The organism is Pseudoalteromonas sp. NZS71_1, assembly GCF_015864305.1.
In the GTDB taxonomy this organism is placed as follows: Bacteria; Pseudomonadota; Gammaproteobacteria; order Enterobacterales; family Alteromonadaceae; genus Pseudoalteromonas; species Pseudoalteromonas arctica.
The window spans coordinates 48972-70592 of record NZ_JADYXM010000010.1 but is presented as its reverse complement, the minus strand read 5'-3'; the positions used below and the strand labels follow the sequence as shown (position 1 = coordinate 70592).

The following is a 21621-nucleotide window of genomic DNA, read 5'->3' as shown; positions in this document are numbered from 1 at the left end:
CTTATTCCTTAAGACGTTAATACAAAACAATCCAGGTAACCTGGTTTGCTAGCATCAATTTTGTTCATAGGTGTTGCGTTATGCCACACTTGACGGTCGTTTATTAATGCAAACATGCCGTCTTTTATTTCCATTTTAAAACAAGGCTCAGCTTGCTTGTTTTCGTATACAAGTAGCTCGCCGCCTTCTAAGTTTTCATGAGAAACGCCGCATATACATACATGATCAAAACCATCTTGATGTACGCCTTCTGGCGCTGCCGGCGTATCGCTGTTAATTGCAAGCATACGGAACTGATGAATTTCAATATCACGCTGCTCATCAATACCGGTAAGTTGGCGAAACTCATTTACAATGCTTTTCATGCCTTCTGACTCAAGTAAACTTTGCTCTAGGTTTTCGTAAGTACGCTCTACATTACCTTGAAAAGTATTAATTGAATCATCTTGAACAAATGCTTTGGTTTGTTGTAACTTTATTTCACCATTTTGCATTTTAACTACTGAGTAACGACGTTTACGAAAGGCACCATCTGCATAAGGATTTGCAGGCAGGTTATCAAAAGAAGGCTTAACCAAATCAATATTTGCTTGGTTAACAAAACGTAGTTGCAGTAAATTCTGGTTGTTTAATGCTGTCATAAAATCTCGCCTAAAATAATGAGAATATTGATGAGGATTTTAATGCATTTTGATAGGAATTTTTGCGCGATTACTTACTTTAAAAGCAACTTAAGACTAGATTTAATACAATAATATAAAAAAAGAAGCATGAACTATCTAATATTTATTTTAGCCAATAAAAAACCCGCCTAAGCGGGTTTTTAAACAAACTCTAAAAATTATACAGCTTGTTGAATAATCACGTTGTCTGCTTTTTTAGTGTAAGCAGGCATACGGTGGAAGTTCAAGTAACGGTATGTATCTGACGCCGTTGCATTGATCTTCGCAGCATATTCTTGGTACTCAGCAACTGTTGGTAATTTACCAATGATTGCAGCAATTGCAGCAAGCTCAGATGATGCTAAGAATACGTTTGCGCCATTACCTAAACGGTTAGGGAAGTTACGTGTAGAGGTAGACACAACCGTTGCTTTATCTGCAACACGTGCTTGGTTACCCATACATAGTGAACAACCTGGAGTTTCGATACGTGCGCCAACACGACCAAAAATACCGTAGTAACCTTCTTCTGTAAGTTGGTCTTTGTCCATCTTAGTTGGTGGAGCAACCCAAAGCTGAGTCGGAAGTTGACCTTTAAAGCCATCAAGCAACTTACCAGCAGCACGGAAGTGACCAATGTTAGTCATACAAGAACCGATGAATACTTCATCAATTTTCTCGCCAGCAACATCAGAAAGAAGACGCGCATCATCTGGGTCATTTGGAGCACAAAGAACAGGTTCTTTAATCTCAGCTAAATCAATTTCAACGATATGCTTGTACTCTGCATCAGCGTCAGCTTCCATTAGTTCTGGGTTAGCTAACCAATCTTGCATTGCAGTAATACGACGTTCAATCGTACGTACATCGCCGTAACCTTCAGAAATCATCCACTTAAGCATAACAATGTTTGATTCTAGGTATTCAGAGATAGACTCTTTAGATAACTTAACAGTACAACCTGCTGCCGAACGCTCTGCAGATGCATCTGATAATTCAAACGCTTGCTCAACAGTTAGGTGCTCAACGCCTTCAATTTCTAGTACGCGACCAGAGAATTCGTTAATTTTACCTTTTTTCTCAACTGTTAATAAACCTTGTTTGATACCGTAGTAAGGGATTGCATGAACAAGGTCACGTAAAGTGATACCTGGTTGCATTTCGCCTTTAAAACGAACCAAAATAGATTCAGGCATATCAAGCGGCATAACACCAGTTGCTGCTGCGAATGCTACTGCACCCGAACCGGCTGGGAATGAAATACCTAATGGGAAACGTGTATGTGAATCACCACCAGTACCTACGGTATCTGGTAATAACATACGGTTTAACCACGAGTGAATAATACCATCACCTGGACGAAGTGAAACACCGCCACGGTTCATGATGAAATCAGGAAGCGTATGGTGAGTGCTTACATCGATAGGCTTAGGATAAGCTGATGTATGACAGAATGACTGCATTGTTAAATCTGCAGAGAAACCTAAACATGCTAGATCTTTAAGTTCATCACGTGTCATAGGACCTGTTGTATCTTGCGAACCAACAGTTGTCATTTTAGGCTCACAGTACTGACCTGGGCGAATACCTGCAACGTTACATGCTTTACCAACCATTTTTTGCGCTAGTGTGAAGCCTTTATCAGAAACTTCTGTTGCTGTTGGTACTTTAAATGTATCAGTTGCGCCTAAGCCAAGAGATGTACGCGCTTTATCAGTTAAACCACGACCGATGATTAGTGGAATACGACCACCAGCACGAACTTCATCTAAAATCACATCAGATTTAAGCTCAAAAGTAGAAATCACTTTATCAGTACCATGTTGCTTAACAACACCTTCGTACGGATAAATGTCGATTTGCTCGCCCATGTTGAGTTCATCAACATTTAATTCGATTGGTAATGCGCCTGAATCTTCCATTGTGTTGAAGAAGATTGGAGCAATTTTATTACCTAAACATACACCGCCAACACGCTTGTTTGGTACAAACGGGATATCATCGCCCATAAACCAAAGTACAGAGTTAGTTGCAGACTTACGAGAAGAACCCGTACCAACAACATCACCTACGTAAGCAAGTGGTAAACCTTTAGTTTTTAATTCTTCAATCTGAGTAATTGGACCAACTTCGCCCGCTTTATCAGGTGTAATACCATCGCGTTCAATTTTTAGCATTGCTAAAGCATGAAGTGGGATATCTGGACGAGACCATGCATCTGGTGCAGGAGACAAGTCATCAGTATTTGTTTCGCCAGTTACTTTAAATACAGTAACTGAAATCTTTTCAGCAACAGCTGGCTTATTAGTAAACCATTCTGCATTTGCCCAAGACTCAATAATTTGCTTAGCGAATGTATTACCTGCTTTTGCTTTTTCTTCTACATCGTAGAACGCATCAAACATAAGTAATGTATTTGAAAGGCCTTTAACTACGATTGGTGCAAGTGTTTCGTCATCAAGTAGGTCAATCATTGGTGCAATATTGTAACCGCCCAACATTGTACCTAATAATTCTGCCGCTTTTTCTTTAGAAACAAGTGGAGAATTAGTTTCACCTTTAGCTACAGCTGCTAAGAAGCCCGCTTTAATATAAGCAGCATCATCAACACCTGCTGGTATACGCTGAATGAACAAATCTAAAATGAATTCTTCTTCACCTGCAGGTGGATTTTTGATTAATTCAATAAGATCAGCAGTTTGCTGAGCATCTAATGGCGCTGGTACGATACCTAACGCGGCACGTTCTTCTACGTGTTTACGATATTCTTGTAGCACAATATTGCCCTCTTGGTGACGTGAAAGTATCCGGTAGCGCTTCAAGCGCAAATAAGTTACCCAATACTTATAGTATTCTAACGCGTAATTATAAAGCTTTTATGGATAGATGAAAATCCATCCAGTTACGCAACTGATTATACCGATTATAAATACTATGAATAGTGGTTGTAGTAAAAACTATTTTCATGAATACTTGTTAAGTAAGAATCATTACCATTAACCAATATTAATTTATTACAGCCATAAAAAAACCCAGCACTTGGCTGGGTTTTTATTACAAACTATTTAATTAACGTAAAACTTTAACGTTTTTGATAGTTTTGATATGCGCTTCTACACGACGGTTTTCTGCGTTTGCAGCTTTAGTGTTTGCATCATTTTTAAGACGCTCTTCACCTAAACCAACTGTAGTAATACGGTCTTTAACAATGCCATCAGAAACTAATTGCTTAGCTACTGCATCAGCACGTTTTTTAGATAACCATTTGTTGTAAGTTGCTTTACCTACAGAAGAAGTGTGACCTTCTAAAAGTACTGTTGTATCTGGGTACTCTTTTAAGAATGCAGATACTTTTTCAATATCGTTTAAGTACTGAGTAGATACTGCTGAAGCATTGTTAGGGAAAGTCACTAATAAGCTTACAGTTACTTCTTTGTCTTCATATAAAGTACAACCAGTGCCATCAACTGCATCAGTCATAGGTGTGTTAGCACACTTATCATCTGCATCAGGAATGTTGTCGTTGTCGCTATCTGTAGGAGCTACAGCTACTTCAATTACCTTAGGCTCTGGAGCTGGTTTAACTGGCTCTACAGGAGCTGAATTTTGGCCGAATAAGTAGTTAATACCAATTTTAGCGCCTACATCTGTGTAACCACGGTCAAGACCTTGGTATACAGCTGTTTCAGCATTTACAAATAAGCCATCTGTAATGAAATGTTGGTAACCAACACCTGCATTTAAGAATGTGTTGTCATCTACTACGTCCATTTCTTTAATACCGAAAAGACCGTAGAAAGGTCCACCATTTAAATGGTAAAGAGCATCAATACCGTAACGCTCGCCATCGATACTGTTGCGGTTGCCAGCAACTTTATCAAAAGCATTAAAATCCATATCTGCATATTCAAGACGTGCGCTCCAGTAATCACTGAAACGGTAACCGGCTTCAACACCCCAGCCAGTTGATTCATTTACGTCAAGACCAGCTTGAGCACGCATGTTTTTCCAAGATGCGTCATAGTAGTCGCCAAATGCGCCAATGTAGAAACCTTCTTCTTTATCAGCAGCGAATGTAGATGCGCTAGTTGCAGCCAACGCGATTGCAATTGTAAGTGATTTTAATTTCATTGTTTTCTTCCCATTTGAACAATTTTAAATTGTAGCTAATCGATACTAGCTCAATCAGTTTTATATAGACTAACTGAGCCTTTGTTAATCAATACTTAACGAAAAATAAAGTTTATAACTTTTTTCTATGCCCAGTCACAACACACATCCACTTACTATAGGCGAAATTAAAACTTTATTGAAAAATAAATATAGTAGTTTTTTGTAAATTAGTACTTAGCAAGGAATGTAAGAGCAATTAAATTAAATGCACTTATAAATGTAAATGCAAAGAAACATTGCTTGGCTTTAATTCGGCGCATAATACCACCAGAATTAACATTCCCCTAGATATATGCGCATGTTTGATTAAAAAATGACTCTTTTTAATCATGTGGTTATATTTAAAGTTAAGAGTTAAGTACCACAAAAAGTCTGGTAATCATTCTCATTTATCGGCGTAGCTTGAAATTCTGATAATTTTTCACTGTCAGAATATGGGTTACTGGCTATTTTTATAAAGCGCTGTAGCAACTCACTAGACCCAGTAGCGTTATATTGTGCAATTATTTCTTCGATCACATGATTACGCGGTATTACACGAGGATTTGCAGCTCTCATTACTTCATAACTATTATCGTCGGTTAAGCTTACCCACTTAGCTCTCCATTCAATTAGCGACTCTGGTATTACTACTTCTTCTTTTAAGGATTCAGTAAGCGCATCAAAAGTATTGGTGTAATCGAGCTGGTTATCTTTTAATAGTGTTAACAACTCTGCGATTAACTCGCCACTACTATTGAAAGATTCATTTAAACCCAGTTTTTGTGCCCACATAGCCGTAAACTCAGTATTAAACTGCTCAGCAAAACTATTAATAAATGGCGTCATTAATGCAACCGCTTGCTCGTCATCATCGCTAATAAGTGGTATTAAACTCTCAGCTAAGCGAGCACAGTTCCAGTTAGCTATATTAGGTTGATTACCAAATGCATACCGACCTTGTTTGTCGATAGAGCTAAATACAGTATCAAAATCAAAATTATTCATCATGGCGCAGGGGCCGTAATCAATGGTTTCTCCACTTACTAGCGTATTATCGGTATTCATTACTCCATGAATAAAGCCAACACGCATCCAGCTCACAACTAGCTTAACTTGGTTTTTAATCACAGCGCCTAAAAATGCTAAATAACGCTGCGATCCTGTATCGGTTATTTCTGGGTAGTGTCGCTCTATAGCTAAATCGGCTAAATTTTTAAGCCCTTCAACATCGCCTTGCGTCGCTAAATATTGAAACGAGCCAACGCGAATATGGCTCGTTGCTAAACGAGTAACTATAGCGCCTGCTTGTGGCGGATTACGATAAACCGTTTCGCCACTACCAACAACCGCTAAGCAGCGTGTGGTTTTAATGCCTAGTGCATGCATTGCCTCGCTCATTACGTATTCACGAATAGCAGGACCAAGAGCACAACGCCCATCTCCCCCTCTTGAGTAAGGAGTAGCACCAGAGCCTTTTAATTGAATATCCCACAACTGGTTTTTACCATCATTAATAGCGCCCAGCAAATGCGCTCGCCCATCGCCTAAACGTGGTGAAAAATGCCCAAATTGGTGCCCAGAGTAACCAAGTGCTACTGCAGGAATCGCCTGTTTTTCGTTACCGCTAAAAGTGCTAGCACGCAAATCAGCTGCAACATTAATATTAAACTCTTTTGCTAAGCTCTCGTTCCACAGCAATAACTGAGGAGAGGCAACACTTGCAGGGAAGTCTTCTATCGCGAAGTTTTCCGCAATATCTGTGTATCTTGGCACTAATTTCATGGTAATTCCTATTATTGCTGACTTATACCCACGCGGTTATCACCTACACCATAGGCCACAATTAAGCTTAGCTCTTGCATACTTAAACCACTTTGCTTTTGCATTTCATTAAAAAAGGCTTGGGCTGCACTCAGTGATTTTTTGGTTTGTAAGCCGCCGTCTATAATTTTATGAGCACGCAAATAATTCTCTACATCGCGTGATAGTAAAAAAGTATCTTTACCAAGTGCTCGTAGCGCATAAGGTCCTGTATTTCCGCCTAAACGCGAACCATGCTTTTTTAAATACGCCCATAAACCAATAATATCGTCTGTTGGCCAATTAGCGACAAACTGGCTAAAACTGCCATGTTCTTGTGCTATTTCGTGGATCATGTAAGCATTTTCGGTAATTGTTTTTACTTTTTTATAGTTACGAACAATTCGCTCATCCGTTGCTTTTTGTTCCAGCATATCGGGTGGCATCATTAATAATTTATCAACACTAAAATCCCAAAAAACCTCTCTAAAGCCCGGCCACTTATTATTAATTACTGACCAATAAAAGCCGCTTTGAAATACTTTTCGAGTAAATTCTTCAAGCCAATCGTCGTCACTTAACGTGCTTAGTTGTTTTTTAGATAGCGGTTTTGCAAGTAATAACTTAAGCATCTTTTCAGAGCCTTTTCGCTCTACCGCTCGCTTATAAATATCGCTAAATTTTTCCATACTAATTAAATACCTCACTACTTATATTGCTAGTGTACGAGAAAAGCACCCAATACGTAACCACTCCCATTATGGATGAATGAATATGTATTTAGTCGCTTGACACCTAGACGGCTAAAATGCTTTAATCGCCGTAATTACCCTATTTAAATTGCAGCGGTTTGTAAGTTTTTACTCTACAAACAGGTGCAAAGGGCTAGAAGAGGTGCGTTATTCAGGTAGCGTATGTTAGGAGCGCAAACTCCAGTGAGCATACGTGAGGGGAATTAACGCCGAGAAGTAATCACTTTTGCGAAGTGTTTATTTCGGGCGACTAGGTTGAACCCTAGCGACTGTCACCAATAGCTGCTTATAACAAGCAGCTTATTAGTTTGGTGGAGAGCTTCTGGTCTTAAATATTAAGGCCGTGCGCCCTATTATTTTAAGCCCATTCGCTCTTCGAATTATTAGTTCGAACGACGTTAATGCGGCTCCTTCCATAAAGCTTTTTAACTCTTCGAATAATATCAATTGCATTAAATTAGTTATCGCTAAAATGATCACGTTTTTAATAAAGTTGGTACAAATTATAAGTTCGTGAGAGATGATCAACAACTTCAATTTAAACGACTACTCATTGTGGACCGCGCTTGTTACGCCATTTGATCAACACGGCGATGTTGACTACAACACGTTAACTAAGCTGGTTAGCGAGCAAGAAGCGGCACATAACGGTATTCTACTACTTGGTAGTACGGGCGAAGGCTTGGCGCTAACGCAAGAAGAGCAGCAAGCAATTGTTGAACACGTATGCCAGCTAAAACCAGCGGTCCCATTAATGGTTGCTGTGGGTGGTAGTAACTTAAAGCAACAAATTGAGTGGGTTAACTACTGTAATACACTCCCAATTCATAGCTTTTTACTTGGCTCACCCCTTTATGCAAAGCCCGGCGCTATAGGCCAAACTCATTGGTTTGAAAGCCTACTTAATGCAAGTGCTCACCCGTGTATGCTTTATAACGTACCGGGGCGTAGTGCTGTTAGCATCCCAACGGCAACAATTCAAAACTTACAAAACAATAAAAATTTATGGGCGTTAAAAGAAGCGAGCGGCAGCATTGCTCAGTTTGAAGCTTACCGCCAAGCGGCGCCTAATTTAGCTATATTTAGTGGTGACGATGCGCTAATGCCTTATTTTGCCCAAGCCGGCGCAAAAGGGTTAGTATCGGTAGCTGCAAACGCATGGCCCGCACAAACTCACGAGTTTGTTAAACGCAGCTTAAGTGGCCAACACCCTAATTTATTTGCCCAGTGGTCAAGCGCTATTAATAGCCTATTTGCTGTCGCAAACCCTATTCCCGTAAAGGTATTGATGCATTTGCAAGGTCGCTTAAGCAGCCCGCAACTTCGTCCACCTTTAACACACCTTGAGTTAACTCAAACCGATTGCATCACAACTGCAAACAACACCATTTTATCTTGGCATTAAATACAGGTTTTTATAATGAGCTGGTTAGAACTATTAAATAATTTAGAATCGGGCGCAGTACGCGCAGCATCACAAAACGAAAGCGGCCAATGGCAAGCTAACGTAGAAGTAAAACAAGGCATTTTGGATGCCTTTAAAAATGGCACTAATACTGAGTTTGCAGGCGGCTTTGTTGATAAACATAACCTAGCTCCACAAGAATTTAGTACTGACGATGGCGTACGTATGGTGCCAGGTGGCTCTAGTGTTCGCCGTGGTGCTTATGTTGCTAAAGGCACGATTATTATGCCACCAGCGTATGTAAACATTGGTGCATACATCGACGAAGGCACAATGGTAGATAGCCACGCATTAGTTGGCTCGTGTGCACAAGTAGGTAAAAACGTACATTTAAGTGCTGCAGTGCAGCTTGGTGGTGTACTTGAGCCAATTGGTGCAAGCCCAGTAGTTGTAGAAGACGACGCCTTTATTGGCGCTGGCTGTATTATTGTTGAAGGTGTAGTTATTAAAAAAGGCGCAGTACTTGCCCCAGGCGTGCGTTTATCAGCAACTATTCCGGTATACGACTGCGTAAACGAGCGCCAACTTGATAAAGGCGAGCCAATCCCAGAATATGCCATTGTAATACCGGGCTCTCGCCCTGCTTCAAACGAGTGGGCGCGCGAGCAAGGCCTAAGCATGTCGTGTGCGTTAATAGTTAAATACCGCGACGAAAAAAGCGATGCATCATTATTACTTGAAGAGGTTTTACGATAATGAGCTTTTTGAGCACGCCTATCAAAACCGCTGTAAATACAATTACACAACAACTTGATACACCTTTTTTTGTTTACGACCTAGATCAACTAAACGCGCATCTTGCACGTTTAGTTGCGCAAACCGATGTAAAACTGTGGTACGCGGTAAAAGCAAATCCACTGTCTAAAATTATTCAAAGCTTAGACAACGCTGGTTTTAATTTTGACGTAGCAAGTAAAGGTGAGCTTGAGCAAGTGCTAGCACAAGGTATTAGCTCACAGCGCGTGCTCAACACAGGGCCTGCAAAAAGCCCTAAACAAATTAAACACTTTATTGAGCGCGGCGTGCGTATATTCGTAGCCGAAAGCCTCAATCAAGTACGTTGGTTAAACCAACAAGCGCAACTACAAAATACGCAGTTACAAGTATTACTGCGAGTGCAATTACGCTGGCCTGAGGGTGAAAAAAACCCACTGGGCGGCGACAGCCTTACGCCGTTTGGTTTGGGTTGTAATGAGTGGCAAGCACTCAATGTAGCTGACTACCCTGCGCTTAAATTTGACGGCTTACATATTTTTCAGTGGGGCAACATGCTTAGCACACAAAAGCTAAGCGAATTGTGGTCACAAATGATTGCACCTCTTAGCCAACTTGCCAGCGATTTAAATATTAGCCTTAAAATTCTCGATTTAGGTGGTGGTTTAGGTATTCCTTATACACAAAATGAAACAACTCTTGATTGGGATGACTTAATTGCTGCGCTCGCTAAAATTAAAAATGATGCTGGTGTAGAAGAATTATGGATGGAACTTGGTCGTTATGCCGTTGGCGAATGTGGTCATTACGCAAACCCAGTAATAGAGCGCAAACAAAACTATAATCAACAGCAAGTCATTTTAAGCGGCGGTATAAATCACTTATTACGCCCTGCTGTTACCAGCCAAGATTTTCCTGCTGCGTTACTACGTGAATCCAGCGCTAAAACACAAACGTTAACCTTATACGGACCGCTTTGTACCGCGCTTGATTGCTTGGGTGAACATAACTTACCAAGCGATTTAAATGAGCACGATTGGCTGGTGTTCAGCCAATGTGGTGCTTACGGTTTTACCGAAAGTATGCCGTATTTTTTATGCCATGAGCTAGCCGCAGAGTACACATTGCAAAACGGTACACTTACCTGTGTTCGCCAAGCCGAAAATGCTAGCCATTATTTAAGGTAATAAATATGAGCAATAAAACACACATCAGCCAAGAGAACATTGTAGTAGGGGAAGTTGCAAACGGCTTACCACTTACAATTCCTGTGTATCGTTTAAAAGGCGATGGCACAGGGCCTAGTGTTTATGTTCAGGCCAATATGCATGGCGCTGAAGTGCAAGGTAACGCAGTTATTTTTCAGCTACTTGAGCAATTAAAACACCTTAATCTTAATGGCGATATTACATTAGTGCCTTATGCTAACCCAATTGGTTGTAATCAAAAATCTGGCGAGTTTACCCTTGGCAGGTTCGATCCGATTACGGGCACTAATTGGAATCGCATGTATCACTACAATAAAAATTTAGTGGCACAGTTTGCACAAAATCATACCCAGTATGACGACGCTACATTAAAAAGTAACTTCAAACAGGCGCTTATTGACGAAGTAGACAACAAACTTAACGGCCCTGCTTATTTACTTAATACGGGTAAACGCATTGCACTTAACCTACAAAAGCTCGCTCATCAGGCTGATATAGTACTCGATTTACACACAGGTCCTATTTCAAGCAAGCATTTGTACTGCCCAACCTATGCAACCGACAGCGCACGTTACTTTAATATTGAGCATGTATTGCTTATTCCTAGTGATTTTGACGGCGCTATGGACGAAGCTAACTTTTGCCCGTGGTGGCATTTAAGTGATGCACTTAGCGGGCAAGGTCGCGAATTATCAATACCTGTTGAAGCATTTACTGTAGAGCTAGGTAGCCAAGAAAAAATAGACTTAAAAGAAGCGCTAAACGATGCTAACAGCATTTTAAGTTACTTAAATCACAAAGGCGTGCTGCAAAACGCACCACATACGCCAGCTAATATCACTCGCTATGCATGTAATTTAGATGACTACTTTGCTTATTACGCCCCCATTGGCGGCATGGTTGAATACATAGCCCCACTTGGCGGGCACATTAAAGCCGGTGAGCCTATTGCTAATATTTTACGCATGGAGCGCTACTTAAGCGAGCAACCACTGCAAACACTTACTCTCGATTGCGATGCAATTGCCATTTTGCACTTTGCCTCGGCGAGTGTTAACCAAGGCACCGAACTTTATAAGTTTTTTACTAACATATTTGAGCTTTAGCTCACCCTTCTCATTGCGTGAGAGCACATAGTTAATGTGCATTAAAAAGCGGCCTAGGCCGCTTTTTTTTCTGATCTATATTTACTTTGTATACGTATAGACCTTGTTATAAATACAAATTCAGTAAAAGTTCACCGTTACATATGTAAAAAGACGTTATAATTAAATTAACGCATACAACACAACCCGAACCCACAAGGAATTACAATGAGCTGGCGCCACTGGATCACACTTTCTGCCTTAATAAGTACAGCTACCTTCGCACAAGAAGAAGTTGCTACAAATGAGCAAGACAACGACATCGAACTTGTAAAGCAGTGTATTTTAAATGAAGTAATTGGCGGAGATGGTAAACAAACATTAGACGATCTTCGTAAAAAGTGTTCAGCTCTTGAAGAAAACAAACAACTTACCGCGCTTGATAAACGCCAAGCTCGTGAAGAAGTAGGTAAAAAAAATAGAAATGTAATTACGCCACATAAGCGTAACTATATTTTACCGCTTTCGTACGTATCACACCCAAACGATCGCCCATTTGATGGCTTTGATGCACTAACCGACGACAACGACGGTGAACCGCTCGACAACTTAGAAGCAAAATACCAGCTATCGATAAAAGTGCCTCTTTACGATGATTTTTCGGATAAAGACCAAGCCATATTTTTTGGCTTTACACTGCAATCATATTGGCAGATTTATAACTCAGAAATTTCTTCTCCATTTCGTGAGACCAACTACGAACCAGAGATATTTTGGATAAATTACCTCGACCCAGAAAACGTATTATGGGGCGACGAAATGGCAATCGCATTAGGTATCTCGCATCAGTCAAATGGTCGAAGCCAACCAAACTCACGTTCGTGGAACCGTATTTATGCAGACTTTATCTGGGAAAACAGAGGCTTTGTTTTTAGCTTTAAACCTTGGTATCGCATAGCTGAGGACGAAAAAGAAGATATTTTAGAAGCCAATGGCGACGACAACCCAGACATATATAAATACATGGGTTACTTTGAGTTTAGCGGCGCGTATCGTTTTCATGACCATGAGTTTAGCTTTATGACACGTAACAACTTAAATTCAGATAATCGTGGTGCAATTCAACTCGACTGGTCGTTTCCTTTATGGGGCCGCGTTCGTGGTTATGCACAATACTTTAACGGTTATGGCGAAAGCTTAATTGATTACAATGCGGATGTAGAACGTATTGGTGTAGGTATATTATTAACCGATCTGCTGTGATACTTCCCTAAGTTTTACGCACAAAAAAGCCAAGCATCGCTTAGCTTTTTTGTGTTTTGAACAGCTAAACAGTTATTTTTTTACTACGAACTGTCCTTCAAATTCGGCAACCACGTTATCACCATCGTAAATAGTTACTGGCACTACGTAACTTGCTTTACCATCGGTTTCTAAATCGCTTAACTTGCCCTTACAGGTTTGTATATCAACACAGCCACGTGGGTCGGTAGTAAGCGGCTTTAAGTACTTAATGTTTGCATCGGCTAATACAATATTACCTTCAAGCCCAGCTTCTTTAAGTGCTAAGTACGTAGCGCCCCAACCGGTTAGCGTGGCCAAGCTATAAATAGAGCCTGCAAACATGGTGTTATGTAGGTTTAAGTTAGCGTCTAGGTCGGCGCTGGTTGTAAATTGCCAATCGGTATAGCTTTCTACCTTAATACCCATCGCGTCACTAATTGGAATAGACTCACGCCACGTATTTTGTAGTACTTGCGTCCAATTTGGATGACGAAACCAGCCTGGCTCAGACGGTTTTTGCTTTACCATTTTAAAATGTTGTACATCGCCATACGCTAAGTGCGCTTTTTCTTTTAATTCGTAACCGTGGCGTTTATAAAACTCAAGCGCTCGTTCGCGAGCAAACAAAACCAGTTCATCGGCATTTTGTGTCCATGCTATTTTTTCAAGCTCATGAAGCAAACGACTACCAATATGCTGATTACGGTTCCCCTCTGCAACTGCCATGTAGCGCACTTGTGCTTGCTCATGACTGTTAAAGTGCAAACGTGCTACGCCTAGTACTTCGCCTTCTTTATTTTTTATAAAGCGATGCTCAGAGTCTTGTTCCATATCGTCTTGTTCAGAGCCACGAGGCTCGCCCCAAGGCGCGCGTAATACCTGCCAACGCAATTGGTAATACGCTTGCCAATCTTCGCTACTTTGTGGGGTGCTTACCTGAAACATACATACTCCTGTTGTTATATAAGCCGTAAATAAAAGTCAAAAAAAGGCTACGGCGCTATACTAATAGTATTGGTTATCTACCAAGCTAAAAAAATAAAATAATTAAATTGATTGGCATTATTATGGCAAATACCATACTCCATCTTAAAAAAACTGCAAATACGACTTTGGTGATGGCTGTAAAATAACGTAAAAAAATAATGACAAAGGCCATTGCGCTTTAACGTTGCTAGTTTATGCTGAGAATATGACTGAAAAAATCAATTATATAAATTCACTGACGGGTTTGCTGAGCGATCAATTTATTGAAAATAGCCACAGCATTGGCCAGTTAATCTATTGGCATAAATGCAGTGGCGATCACATTCAAGTACGTGAGCACGAGCAGTTACGCTGGTTACTTATTAACGACACTCTTCAATCTGTTATTGATTTAAATAACCCGGATTTATTACTTTTTCCACACTTATTGTACCTAGATAAGCATTGGCAAGCTCTTAAGCCGCCACAAAAAGTGTTAGAACTCGGCCTTGGCGGCGGTGCAATTCGTAATTATTTACAACACAAATACCCTAAAGCACAAATAACATCGGTTGAAAAAAACGCCGATATTATTGATTGCTATACCCAGTTTTTTTCGTCAAATAAGAATGAGCAACTGCTGTGCGCCGATGCGCAACAGATTTTAGAAAGTGTGCAAAATATTGATTGGATTATTCTAGATTTATTTAGCCAAATAGACGCGCCTCGATTTTTATTTGAAGAGGCATTTTATAAAAAAATCTACTCGGCTTTAAATAACAACGGCGTGCTATTTATTAACTTTTTATCGCAGCATGAGTCGCAATTAAAGCAACTTCAGCAGCTATTACTCGATGTATTTAGTTGTAATGTTAGCCCGCAGAAAATTACGGGCTATGTAAATCATATTGTCGTGGTAACCAAAAACTTAAACAGATAAGTTAAACGTAACGGGCCCATCGTTACACAAGCTTACTTGCATATCAGCACCAAACTCACCTGTGGCTATTGTAAGCCCCAACTCTTTAGCTTGAGCTACAAAGTATTCGTAAAGCTCGTTAGCTTGGCTTGGCGTTGCCGCAGATGAAAAACTAGGGCGCATACCCTTTTTAGTATCAGCCGCTAGCGTAAATTGCGAAACAACAAGTAACTCACCTTTAATATCTTTAAGGCTTAAGTTCATTTTGTCGTTTTCGTCAGTAAAAATACGATAATTACTTACCTTGTGTAAAAGCTTATCGGCCGTTTGTTTGTCGTCGTGTTTTTCAACGCCCAGCAACAACAATATACCTTGGCTAATTTCGCCTACCACGTGGTTGTTAATTTCTACTTTGGCATGCTTTACACGTTGTATTAAACCTTGCATTTAAACTGTGTCCTTTACTGCTGGTTCATCATCTTCTAGTTCAAGCTCTGGTGTTTCTGGAATATCATTTGGGCTAATGCACGCAGTAAATTCAGCGCCAAGTAAAACAACGACCCACGACAAATACACCCATACAAATAAAATAGGAATGGTTGCTACTGCGCCATAAATAACTTCGTACGACGGGAAATGGCTAATATAAAGAGCAAACCCCTTTTTAGTCAGCTCAAATAATAGTGCCGCAAAAAAAGCGCCAGGTATTGCCGCTCTAAACGACACCCGTGTATTAGGCACTAAGGTGTAGAGCATAATAAAGCCCACCATCGAAATTCCATACGGCAATAGCTTTAACAAAAACCCGCTAAACCCAGGAATCCCCTGATCAGCAAACGACACCAAAGATACAATATAAGAGGTAACACCAATACTGGCACCGAGCAACATAGGCCCTAAGCTCAAAACCATCCAGTACACAGCAAATGAGATCATCATTGGGCGCTTTTTCTTTATGCGCCAAATTCGGTTCAATGTGGCATCTACATTACGTATTAACAGCAATGCAATTGCAGCTAAAAAGCCAATACCTACTGCCGTCATTTGATTAGCGTTACCGGCAAAGGAGCTAATATGCTCTCTAATAACATCGGTAGAGGTAGGTACAAAATTAGTAAACAAAAAGCTCTCAATTTCCATGCGAGTAGATTCAAAGCCCGGAAAGGCTGAAAATATAGCAACACCCACCGCAATTAATGGCACTAAAGAAAGAAGTGTCACGTAAGCAAGGTAACCTGCATTAACCGTTATTTGATCGTCTATACACCGATTAAAATACTGCATCCACCAACCAGGTTGCTGGCGTATAAAGGACTTAACTTGCTGTTTGTAATGTGAGAGCTTATCATTCATACAATTGACTTGTGCTTATATAGTTTTGATTATAATAACAATCAGCGCCATAATTTACAGCACTAACGCTCGTAAACAGGAATTCAAATGAAAAAACAAACATTACTCAGTGTTTCAATGCTTGTAGTAACACTTACTTTAACTGGCTGCCAATCAGCTTATTATTCTGCGATGGAAAAAGTGGGTGTTCACAAACGCGATATTCTTATTGATCGCGTAGAAGAAACCAAAGACTCGCAGCAAGAGTCACAAGAAGAATTTAAATCGGCACTAGAGCGCTTAACTACTCTAATCGATTTTAATGGTGGCGAACTACAAGACACTTACAATCAACTAAACGATGATTACGAGTCGAGCTTAAATGCCGCTAACGAAGTCTCAACTAACATCAATAAAGTAGAAGACGTGGCAGAAGCGCTATTTGATGAGTGGGGCGATGAGTTAGAGCAATACAAAAGCGCATCACTTAAGCGTGAAAGCAGCAAAAAGCTAGCCGCGACTAAGCGTCAATTTGATCAGCTATTACGCTCAATGCGCAGCGCAGAGAGTAAAATGGAGCCAGTATTAACCTCGCTTCATGATAACGTTTTATACCTAAAGCATAACTTAAATGCACAAGCGGTATCGGCTATTAAAGGTGAATTCACTAACCTTAAGCGCGATATTCAATTGTTGATGAACGACATGAACAAATCGATTGCCGATTCAAACAAATTTATTGAACAAATGAATAGCGCTGGCTAATTATTTGTTACTTTAACAAGCCTGCTCAATTGCAGGCTTTTTTATGTTAAAGGGAATGCTAAAAGGGATTTACAATGAAACGCTTTTTAATCGCAACAACGCTCTTATGTATATTAACGGCCTGCGGTGCACCTAATAATATTAATCATATATCCAGCCCCGACTCAGTTGTTGTTATTAATGATAAGAATGGTCGTTATAAAAATTTATACACAGGTGAAAAAACATATCCCACTACCTGTACTGAAAACTGCTACCCAGCCCACCCAGACTTACTATGCAAAACCGGCAGCGAAAACTGCCAGTACCAAGGCCAGCAAACTAAACCACAACTTAGTACCGGCTATACCGTACGCTGGCTTGGCCACGCTAGTTTTGTAATTAACACTCCAAATGGTCAAAATGTGCTGTTTGATCCGGTAAAAAATCAGTTTGATTCTCCAGTCGCACTTGGCTTTAAACTCGGCGGTGGTATTTATCGTAAAGCAGGCGCTTGGCCTAGTGAGCAAGAACTGGAAAATATTGATGCGGTAATGTATTCACATATTCATTACGATCACTTTAATAAAGCCGACATACAAAGCATTGGCAATAAACCTCGCTATTTAACACCACTCGGTATGGCCGACAACTTTCCTACCGGTGGTTTTAATATTAGCGAAATGCCGTGGTATTCAACAACCAACATTGACGACTTAGTTATTAATGCCGTGCCAGCTCATCATTTTAGCGCTCGTGTATTGGTGCCCTTTATTTACGAAGATAACAATAAAGACTTATGGAATGGCTGGCTGCTTGAACAAAACGGCAGTACCTTATTTTTTGCAGGCGATACGGGCTACTCAAAACACTTTAAAGACATACAGCAAAAATATGGCGATATAGATGTGTGCTTAATACCAATCGCATCTTACTACAGTAAAGAAAGTGGTAAATTTTATCGTTACGTTCACACCACACCAGAGGATGCGCTCAACGCAGCACAAGAGCTTAACTGCAAAGTAATGATACCGTGGGGATACGGTAACTCAAGTTGGAAAATGGGCGACCATACTAGCCACTCTGCTTTGCTACGTTTATTACACATGGTTAAAAATATGGATGCTAAAACACCGCTGTATATTTTAAACGAAGGCGAAAGTATTTCACTGTAACTATTTACTTAGCTGTTTTAAGATTGTTATTACATTAAGACAAATCCACAATAAAATTGAGAAATTAATGAAAAAATTAGCACTCGCCTTAAGCTTTTTATTAAGCACGCCTGCAATGGCCATTGATGTTGAACATACATCAACTCCAATTACTATTGATGGCGTATCAGAAAGTGCGTGGGATAAAGCCGCTTGGCATGATATGCCTTATTTAATGGATGGCACACTGCCATCAAGCGATGCCGACTTTAAAGGGCGTTATCGCTTACTGTGGGATCAAAACTATTTATACCTACAAGCCGATATTGTGGATGACGTTTTAATAGATACACACGCCGATCCAACCTATAAATATTGGGATGACGACGCGCTTGAAGTATTTATTGATAGCGATGCATCAGGCGGAAATCATCAATTTAATCACACCGCTTTGGCGTACCACATTGGCCTTGATAACCAAGCCGCCGATTACGGACCTGATAAAAAAGCCCATTTGTATACCGACCACCTAGTCAGCAACTGGAAGCGCAACACCACCGCACCTTTTAACATTACTTGGGAAGTAGCAATAAAGCTCTACCCTAATGATTATAAAGAAGGAGCTAATAACACCCCAATTACACTTAGCGAAAAGCAAGTAATAGGCTTTATGTTAGCGTATTGCGATAACGATGGCAGTGACGTGCGCGAGCACTTTATGGGCTCACACGAAGTACAACCAGTAAATGGCGACAGAAATCGTGGTTTTATAGATGCCGACGTCTTTGGCAAAATAACCCTACTCCCTAAAAAGTAAGTAACTACCAATAAAATAATTGAACACGTATGTTGGGTTGAGCGAAGCGAAACCCAGCGAAAAAAAGCCCACCAACAAACACTGATACTTTACATTATCGGCTGTTTCAACTTTCGCTCTTCTCATTCCCTTCTCCTTGTGCAAAAAATCTTTAAATAAATTATTCACAAAGAGGTTAAGAGGCGCTGCGCTTTTAGAGGTAAATATATTATGGAAATTTCATAACAAAACGGTAGCTATATAATTTTAAGCTAAATACTGTCAGCTGACGACTTATAGCCTACAGCTCTTGTTTTCATCCACAAAAAAGCCGCTGTATTTTGCAATACAGCGGCTTTTAAAATCATTATTCTAAATTAATAGATTATGACTTAGGTCCACGACCTGCACGTTTACGTTCGTTTTCAGTAAGGTAACGCTTACGAATACGAATGTTTAGTGGAGTTACTTCAACTAGCTCGTCATCATCGATGAACTCAAGCGCTTGCTCAAGTGAGTAGTTAAGGTGTGGAGAAAGCGTTTGCGCTTCATCAGTACCAGATGCACGTACGTTAGTTAACTGCTTGCCTTTAAGGGCGTTAACTGTAAGGTCGTTATCACGGTTATGAATACCGATAACCATACCTTCGTATACTTCAACACCGTGACCGATGAATAAACGGCCGCGTTCTTGTAAGTTGAATAATGCGTTAGTAAGTGCTTTACCAGTTGCATTTGCAATCATTACGCCGTTCTTACGAACACCGATGTCGCCACCTTTGTGAGGACCGTAATGATCGAACGTATGGTACATAAGACCAGAACCCGAAGTAAGCGTCATGAAATCAGTTTGGAAACCAATTAAACCACGGCTAGGGATCATGAAATCTAAACGCATACGGCCTTTGCCATCTGGAGTCATGTTAGTAAGCTCACCTTTACGTAGGCCAACTTGTTCCATAACAGAACCCTGATGCTCGTCTTGACAGTCAATAGTAACTGTTTCAAACGGTTCTTCTAGAACGCCATCTACAGTACGTAAGATAACTTCTGGACGAGAAACTGAAAGCTCGTAACCTTCACGACGCATGTTCTCGATTAAGATACCTAGGTGTAATTCACCACGACCAGAAACACGGAAGCTATCTGGGCTACCAGTATCTTCAACGCGAAGTGCTACGTTGTGTACTAATTCTTTGTCTAAACGTTCACGGATATTACGTGACGTTACAAACTTACCTTCTTTACCACAGAAAGGTGAGTTATTTACAGAGAATGTCATTGTTACAGTTGGCTCATCAACACTTAGTGGTGGTAATGCTTCAACGTTTCCTGGGAAACAAACTGTATCAGAAATCTTAAGCTCACCAATACCTGTTACAGTTACGATGTTACCAGCGTAAGCTCTATCAGTTTCGATACGTTCAAGACCTAAGTAGCTTTGTACTGCGCCAATTTTACCATTACGTGTAGTGCCATCTGCACTGATAATAGTAACTTGTTGGTTAGGAGCAACAGAACCACGTTTAATACGACCAATACCAACTACACCAACATAAGAGTTGTAATCTAGTTGAGAAATTTGCATTTGGAAGTCACCTTCAGGATCTGCATCCGGTGGTGATACTTCGTCAACGATCATCTTGAACATAGGTTCCATGTTGTCTGATGGCTCGTCTAAATCTAGTGTTGCCCAGCCGTTGATAGCTGAAGCGTAGATTACTTTAAAGTCTAACTGTTCGTCAGTTGCGCCAAGGTTGTCGAATAAATCAAAGATTTGATCCATAACCCAATCAGGACGTGAACCTGGCTTATCAATTTTATTGATAACTACGATTGGCTTTAAGCCTTGCGCGAATGCCTTTTGCGTAACGAAACGCGTTTGTGGCATTGGACCTTCTTGAGCATCAACAAGTAATAATACTGAGTCAGCCATCGAAAGTACGCGTTCAACTTCACCACCGAAATCGGCGTGTCCCGGAGTATCTACGATATTGATATGGTAGTCGTTCCAAGAGATGGCTGTGTTTTTAGCCAAAATGGTAATACCACGTTCTTTCTCAATGTCGTTTGAGTCCATCACGCGCTCTTCGTTACCGCCGCGTGTTTCTAATGTACCTGATTGCTCAAGTAGTTTGTCAACCAGAGTTGTTTTACCGTGGTCAACGTGCGCGATAATCGCTATATTTCTTAACTTTTCGATGCTCATATATTTACTCAGAGAAATTAAATTCTCAATGATCCTGCAAGATCTACGCACTCATCCACGCTTTCGCGAGATGTCCCAGCATAGGATTTAAAAGGGCGCATATTATCCCTCATTAATGACATGGATGAAAGTTTATCCAATACATATTTTAAAACTTTCTCAATACTTTTACTAAGTATCTGTTTTATATATGACAATTATATGAATTAAATTTCAATATTTTTTTGAAAAACAGTCTTTTTGGCTATTTTTCCGATCTTTTTGTTACTCTTTTACATTTAGGTTATGCTAATTTCAGCTGATTAAATTAACAACAAATTACGCTCTGTAAATTTTGCACTAAAATGGAATATTTACGCACCAATATGGTGCGTAA

General features: G+C 40.3%; 18 protein-coding genes and 1 riboswitch. Of the genes, 9 read left to right on the top strand and 9 right to left on the bottom strand.

Annotated elements, in window-relative coordinates; translation table 11 throughout:
• Nucleotides 1–8: 8 nt before the first annotated feature.
• From I6F43_RS14525 to I6F43_RS14505, 5 genes are all read right to left on the bottom strand, one after another.
• Entirely contained in the window at nt 9–641 is a 633-nt protein-coding gene (locus tag I6F43_RS14525) for a 2OG-Fe dioxygenase family protein (protein WP_007579988.1), read from the bottom strand.
• Between the two features lie 200 nt (nt 642–841).
• The gene (gene acnB, locus I6F43_RS14520; protein WP_024597216.1) at nt 842–3439 is read right to left on the bottom strand and encodes a bifunctional aconitate hydratase 2/2-methylisocitrate dehydratase; all 2598 of its coding nucleotides are present in this window, start codon (nt 3437–3439) and stop codon (nt 842–844) included.
• 292 nt (nt 3440–3731) lie between these two features.
• Complete coding sequence (locus tag I6F43_RS14515; protein WP_197102883.1) at nt 3732–4793, bottom strand: OmpA family protein; 1062 nt, start codon at nt 4791–4793, stop codon at nt 3732–3734.
• A gap of 396 nt (nt 4794–5189) precedes the next feature.
• Complete coding sequence (locus I6F43_RS14510) at nt 5190–6599, bottom strand: protein adenylyltransferase SelO (protein WP_197102881.1); 1410 nt, start codon at nt 6597–6599, stop codon at nt 5190–5192.
• Between the two features lie 11 nt (nt 6600–6610).
• Nucleotides 6611–7306 (bottom strand): DNA-3-methyladenine glycosylase I, encoded by a 696-nt coding sequence (locus I6F43_RS14505; protein ID WP_024600032.1) that lies wholly within the window; start codon nt 7304–7306, stop codon nt 6611–6613.
• A gap of 192 nt (nt 7307–7498) precedes the next feature.
• Nucleotides 7499–7699: riboswitch (Lysine riboswitch) on the top strand.
• Nucleotides 7700–7889: 190 nt separating this feature from the next.
• Between I6F43_RS14505 and dapA the strand changes: the two genes are divergently transcribed.
• The 5 genes from dapA to I6F43_RS14480 all read left to right on the top strand — a co-directional run bounded on the left by dapA (nt 7890) and on the right by I6F43_RS14480 (nt 13104).
• Nucleotides 7890–8774 carry a 4-hydroxy-tetrahydrodipicolinate synthase gene (gene dapA, locus I6F43_RS14500; protein ID WP_197102879.1) on the top strand — a complete coding sequence of 295 codons (885 nt, stop codon included), beginning with the start codon at nt 7890–7892 and terminating at the stop codon, nt 8772–8774.
• A gap of 15 nt (nt 8775–8789) precedes the next feature.
• Nucleotides 8790–9530, top strand: coding sequence for a 2,3,4,5-tetrahydropyridine-2,6-dicarboxylate N-succinyltransferase (locus I6F43_RS14495; protein ID WP_007376223.1), 741 nt, complete (start codon nt 8790–8792; stop codon nt 9528–9530).
• Entirely contained in the window at nt 9530–10735 is a 1206-nt protein-coding gene (locus I6F43_RS14490) for a PLP-dependent decarboxylase (RefSeq protein ID WP_197102877.1), read from the top strand. The genes I6F43_RS14495 and I6F43_RS14490 overlap by 1 nt, the downstream gene beginning before the upstream one ends.
• 5 nt (nt 10736–10740) lie before the next feature.
• Nucleotides 10741–11862: a succinylglutamate desuccinylase/aspartoacylase family protein gene (locus I6F43_RS14485; protein WP_165735723.1), complete on the top strand. Its 1122-nt coding sequence runs from the start codon at nt 10741–10743 to the stop codon at nt 11860–11862.
• Between the two features lie 207 nt (nt 11863–12069).
• Nucleotides 12070–13104 (top strand): phospholipase A, encoded by a 1035-nt coding sequence (locus I6F43_RS14480; RefSeq protein ID WP_002958796.1) that lies wholly within the window; start codon nt 12070–12072, stop codon nt 13102–13104.
• Between the two features lie 72 nt (nt 13105–13176).
• Here the strand turns inward: I6F43_RS14480 and I6F43_RS14475 are convergent, their stop codons facing one another.
• Nucleotides 13177–14070, bottom strand: a complete 894-nt coding sequence (locus tag I6F43_RS14475) for a bifunctional GNAT family N-acetyltransferase/hotdog fold thioesterase (RefSeq protein WP_197102875.1) — start codon at nt 14068–14070, stop codon at nt 13177–13179.
• A 247-nt stretch (nt 14071–14317) separates the two neighbouring features.
• On the opposite strand from I6F43_RS14475, the gene I6F43_RS14470 reads away from it, so the two are divergent.
• On the top strand, nt 14318–15031 hold the full coding sequence (locus I6F43_RS14470; protein ID WP_197102873.1) for a spermidine synthase: 714 nt from the start codon (nt 14318–14320) through the stop codon (nt 15029–15031).
• On the opposite strand, the gene dtd is transcribed toward I6F43_RS14470, so the two are convergent.
• Nucleotides 15020–15457, bottom strand: coding sequence for a D-aminoacyl-tRNA deacylase (gene dtd, locus I6F43_RS14465; protein WP_007582156.1), 438 nt, complete (start codon nt 15455–15457; stop codon nt 15020–15022). The genes I6F43_RS14470 and dtd overlap by 12 nt on opposite strands.
• The gene (locus I6F43_RS14460) at nt 15458–16363 is read right to left on the bottom strand and encodes a virulence factor BrkB family protein (protein WP_007582159.1); all 906 of its coding nucleotides are present in this window, start codon (nt 16361–16363) and stop codon (nt 15458–15460) included.
• Nucleotides 16364–16450: 87 nt separating this feature from the next.
• On the opposite strand from I6F43_RS14460, the gene I6F43_RS14455 reads away from it, so the two are divergent.
• The 3 genes from I6F43_RS14455 to I6F43_RS14445 all read left to right on the top strand — a co-directional run bounded on the left by I6F43_RS14455 (nt 16451) and on the right by I6F43_RS14445 (nt 19057).
• Nucleotides 16451–17107 carry a DUF2959 domain-containing protein gene (locus I6F43_RS14455; RefSeq protein WP_010554796.1) on the top strand — a complete coding sequence of 219 codons (657 nt, stop codon included), beginning with the start codon at nt 16451–16453 and terminating at the stop codon, nt 17105–17107.
• A gap of 74 nt (nt 17108–17181) precedes the next feature.
• Nucleotides 17182–18261 (top strand): MBL fold metallo-hydrolase, encoded by a 1080-nt coding sequence (locus I6F43_RS14450; protein WP_197102871.1) that lies wholly within the window; start codon nt 17182–17184, stop codon nt 18259–18261.
• A 67-nt stretch (nt 18262–18328) separates the two neighbouring features.
• On the top strand, nt 18329–19057 hold the full coding sequence (locus I6F43_RS14445) for a CBM9 family sugar-binding protein (RefSeq protein ID WP_197102869.1): 729 nt from the start codon (nt 18329–18331) through the stop codon (nt 19055–19057).
• Between the two features lie 364 nt (nt 19058–19421).
• Here I6F43_RS14445 and typA read toward each other — a convergent pair whose 3' ends face one another.
• The gene (typA, locus tag I6F43_RS14440) at nt 19422–21245 is read right to left on the bottom strand and encodes a translational GTPase TypA (protein WP_010554793.1); all 1824 of its coding nucleotides are present in this window, start codon (nt 21243–21245) and stop codon (nt 19422–19424) included.
• Nucleotides 21246–21621: the final 376 nt, after the last annotated feature.

Excerpts from the sequence above, each read along its gene's own strand:
- I6F43_RS14525 (WP_007579988.1), bottom strand. The coding sequence starts at position 641 with ATGACAGCATTAAACAACCAGAATTTACTGCAACTACGTTTTGTTAAC.
- I6F43_RS14515 (WP_197102883.1), bottom strand. The coding sequence starts at position 4,793 with ATGAAATTAAAATCACTTACAATTGCAATCGCGTTGGCTGCAACTAGC.
- I6F43_RS14510 (WP_197102881.1), bottom strand. The coding sequence starts at position 6,599 with ATGAAATTAGTGCCAAGATACACAGATATTGCGGAAAACTTCGCGATA.
- I6F43_RS14505 (WP_024600032.1), bottom strand. The coding sequence starts at position 7,306 with ATGGAAAAATTTAGCGATATTTATAAGCGAGCGGTAGAGCGAAAAGGC.
- dapA (WP_197102879.1), top strand. The coding sequence starts at position 7,890 with ATGATCAACAACTTCAATTTAAACGACTACTCATTGTGGACCGCGCTT.
- I6F43_RS14495 (WP_007376223.1), top strand. The coding sequence starts at position 8,790 with ATGAGCTGGTTAGAACTATTAAATAATTTAGAATCGGGCGCAGTACGC.
- I6F43_RS14490 (WP_197102877.1), top strand. The coding sequence starts at position 9,530 with ATGAGCTTTTTGAGCACGCCTATCAAAACCGCTGTAAATACAATTACA.
- I6F43_RS14485 (WP_165735723.1), top strand. The coding sequence starts at position 10,741 with ATGAGCAATAAAACACACATCAGCCAAGAGAACATTGTAGTAGGGGAA.
- I6F43_RS14480 (WP_002958796.1), top strand. The coding sequence starts at position 12,070 with ATGAGCTGGCGCCACTGGATCACACTTTCTGCCTTAATAAGTACAGCT.
- I6F43_RS14475 (WP_197102875.1), bottom strand. The coding sequence starts at position 14,070 with ATGTTTCAGGTAAGCACCCCACAAAGTAGCGAAGATTGGCAAGCGTAT.
- I6F43_RS14470 (WP_197102873.1), top strand. The coding sequence starts at position 14,318 with ATGACTGAAAAAATCAATTATATAAATTCACTGACGGGTTTGCTGAGC.
- dtd (WP_007582156.1), bottom strand. The coding sequence starts at position 15,457 with ATGCAAGGTTTAATACAACGTGTAAAGCATGCCAAAGTAGAAATTAAC.
- I6F43_RS14460 (WP_007582159.1), bottom strand. The coding sequence starts at position 16,363 with ATGAATGATAAGCTCTCACATTACAAACAGCAAGTTAAGTCCTTTATA.
- I6F43_RS14455 (WP_010554796.1), top strand. The coding sequence starts at position 16,451 with ATGAAAAAACAAACATTACTCAGTGTTTCAATGCTTGTAGTAACACTT.
- I6F43_RS14450 (WP_197102871.1), top strand. The coding sequence starts at position 17,182 with ATGAAACGCTTTTTAATCGCAACAACGCTCTTATGTATATTAACGGCC.
- I6F43_RS14445 (WP_197102869.1), top strand. The coding sequence starts at position 18,329 with ATGAAAAAATTAGCACTCGCCTTAAGCTTTTTATTAAGCACGCCTGCA.
- typA (WP_010554793.1), bottom strand. The coding sequence starts at position 21,245 with ATGAGCATCGAAAAGTTAAGAAATATAGCGATTATCGCGCACGTTGAC.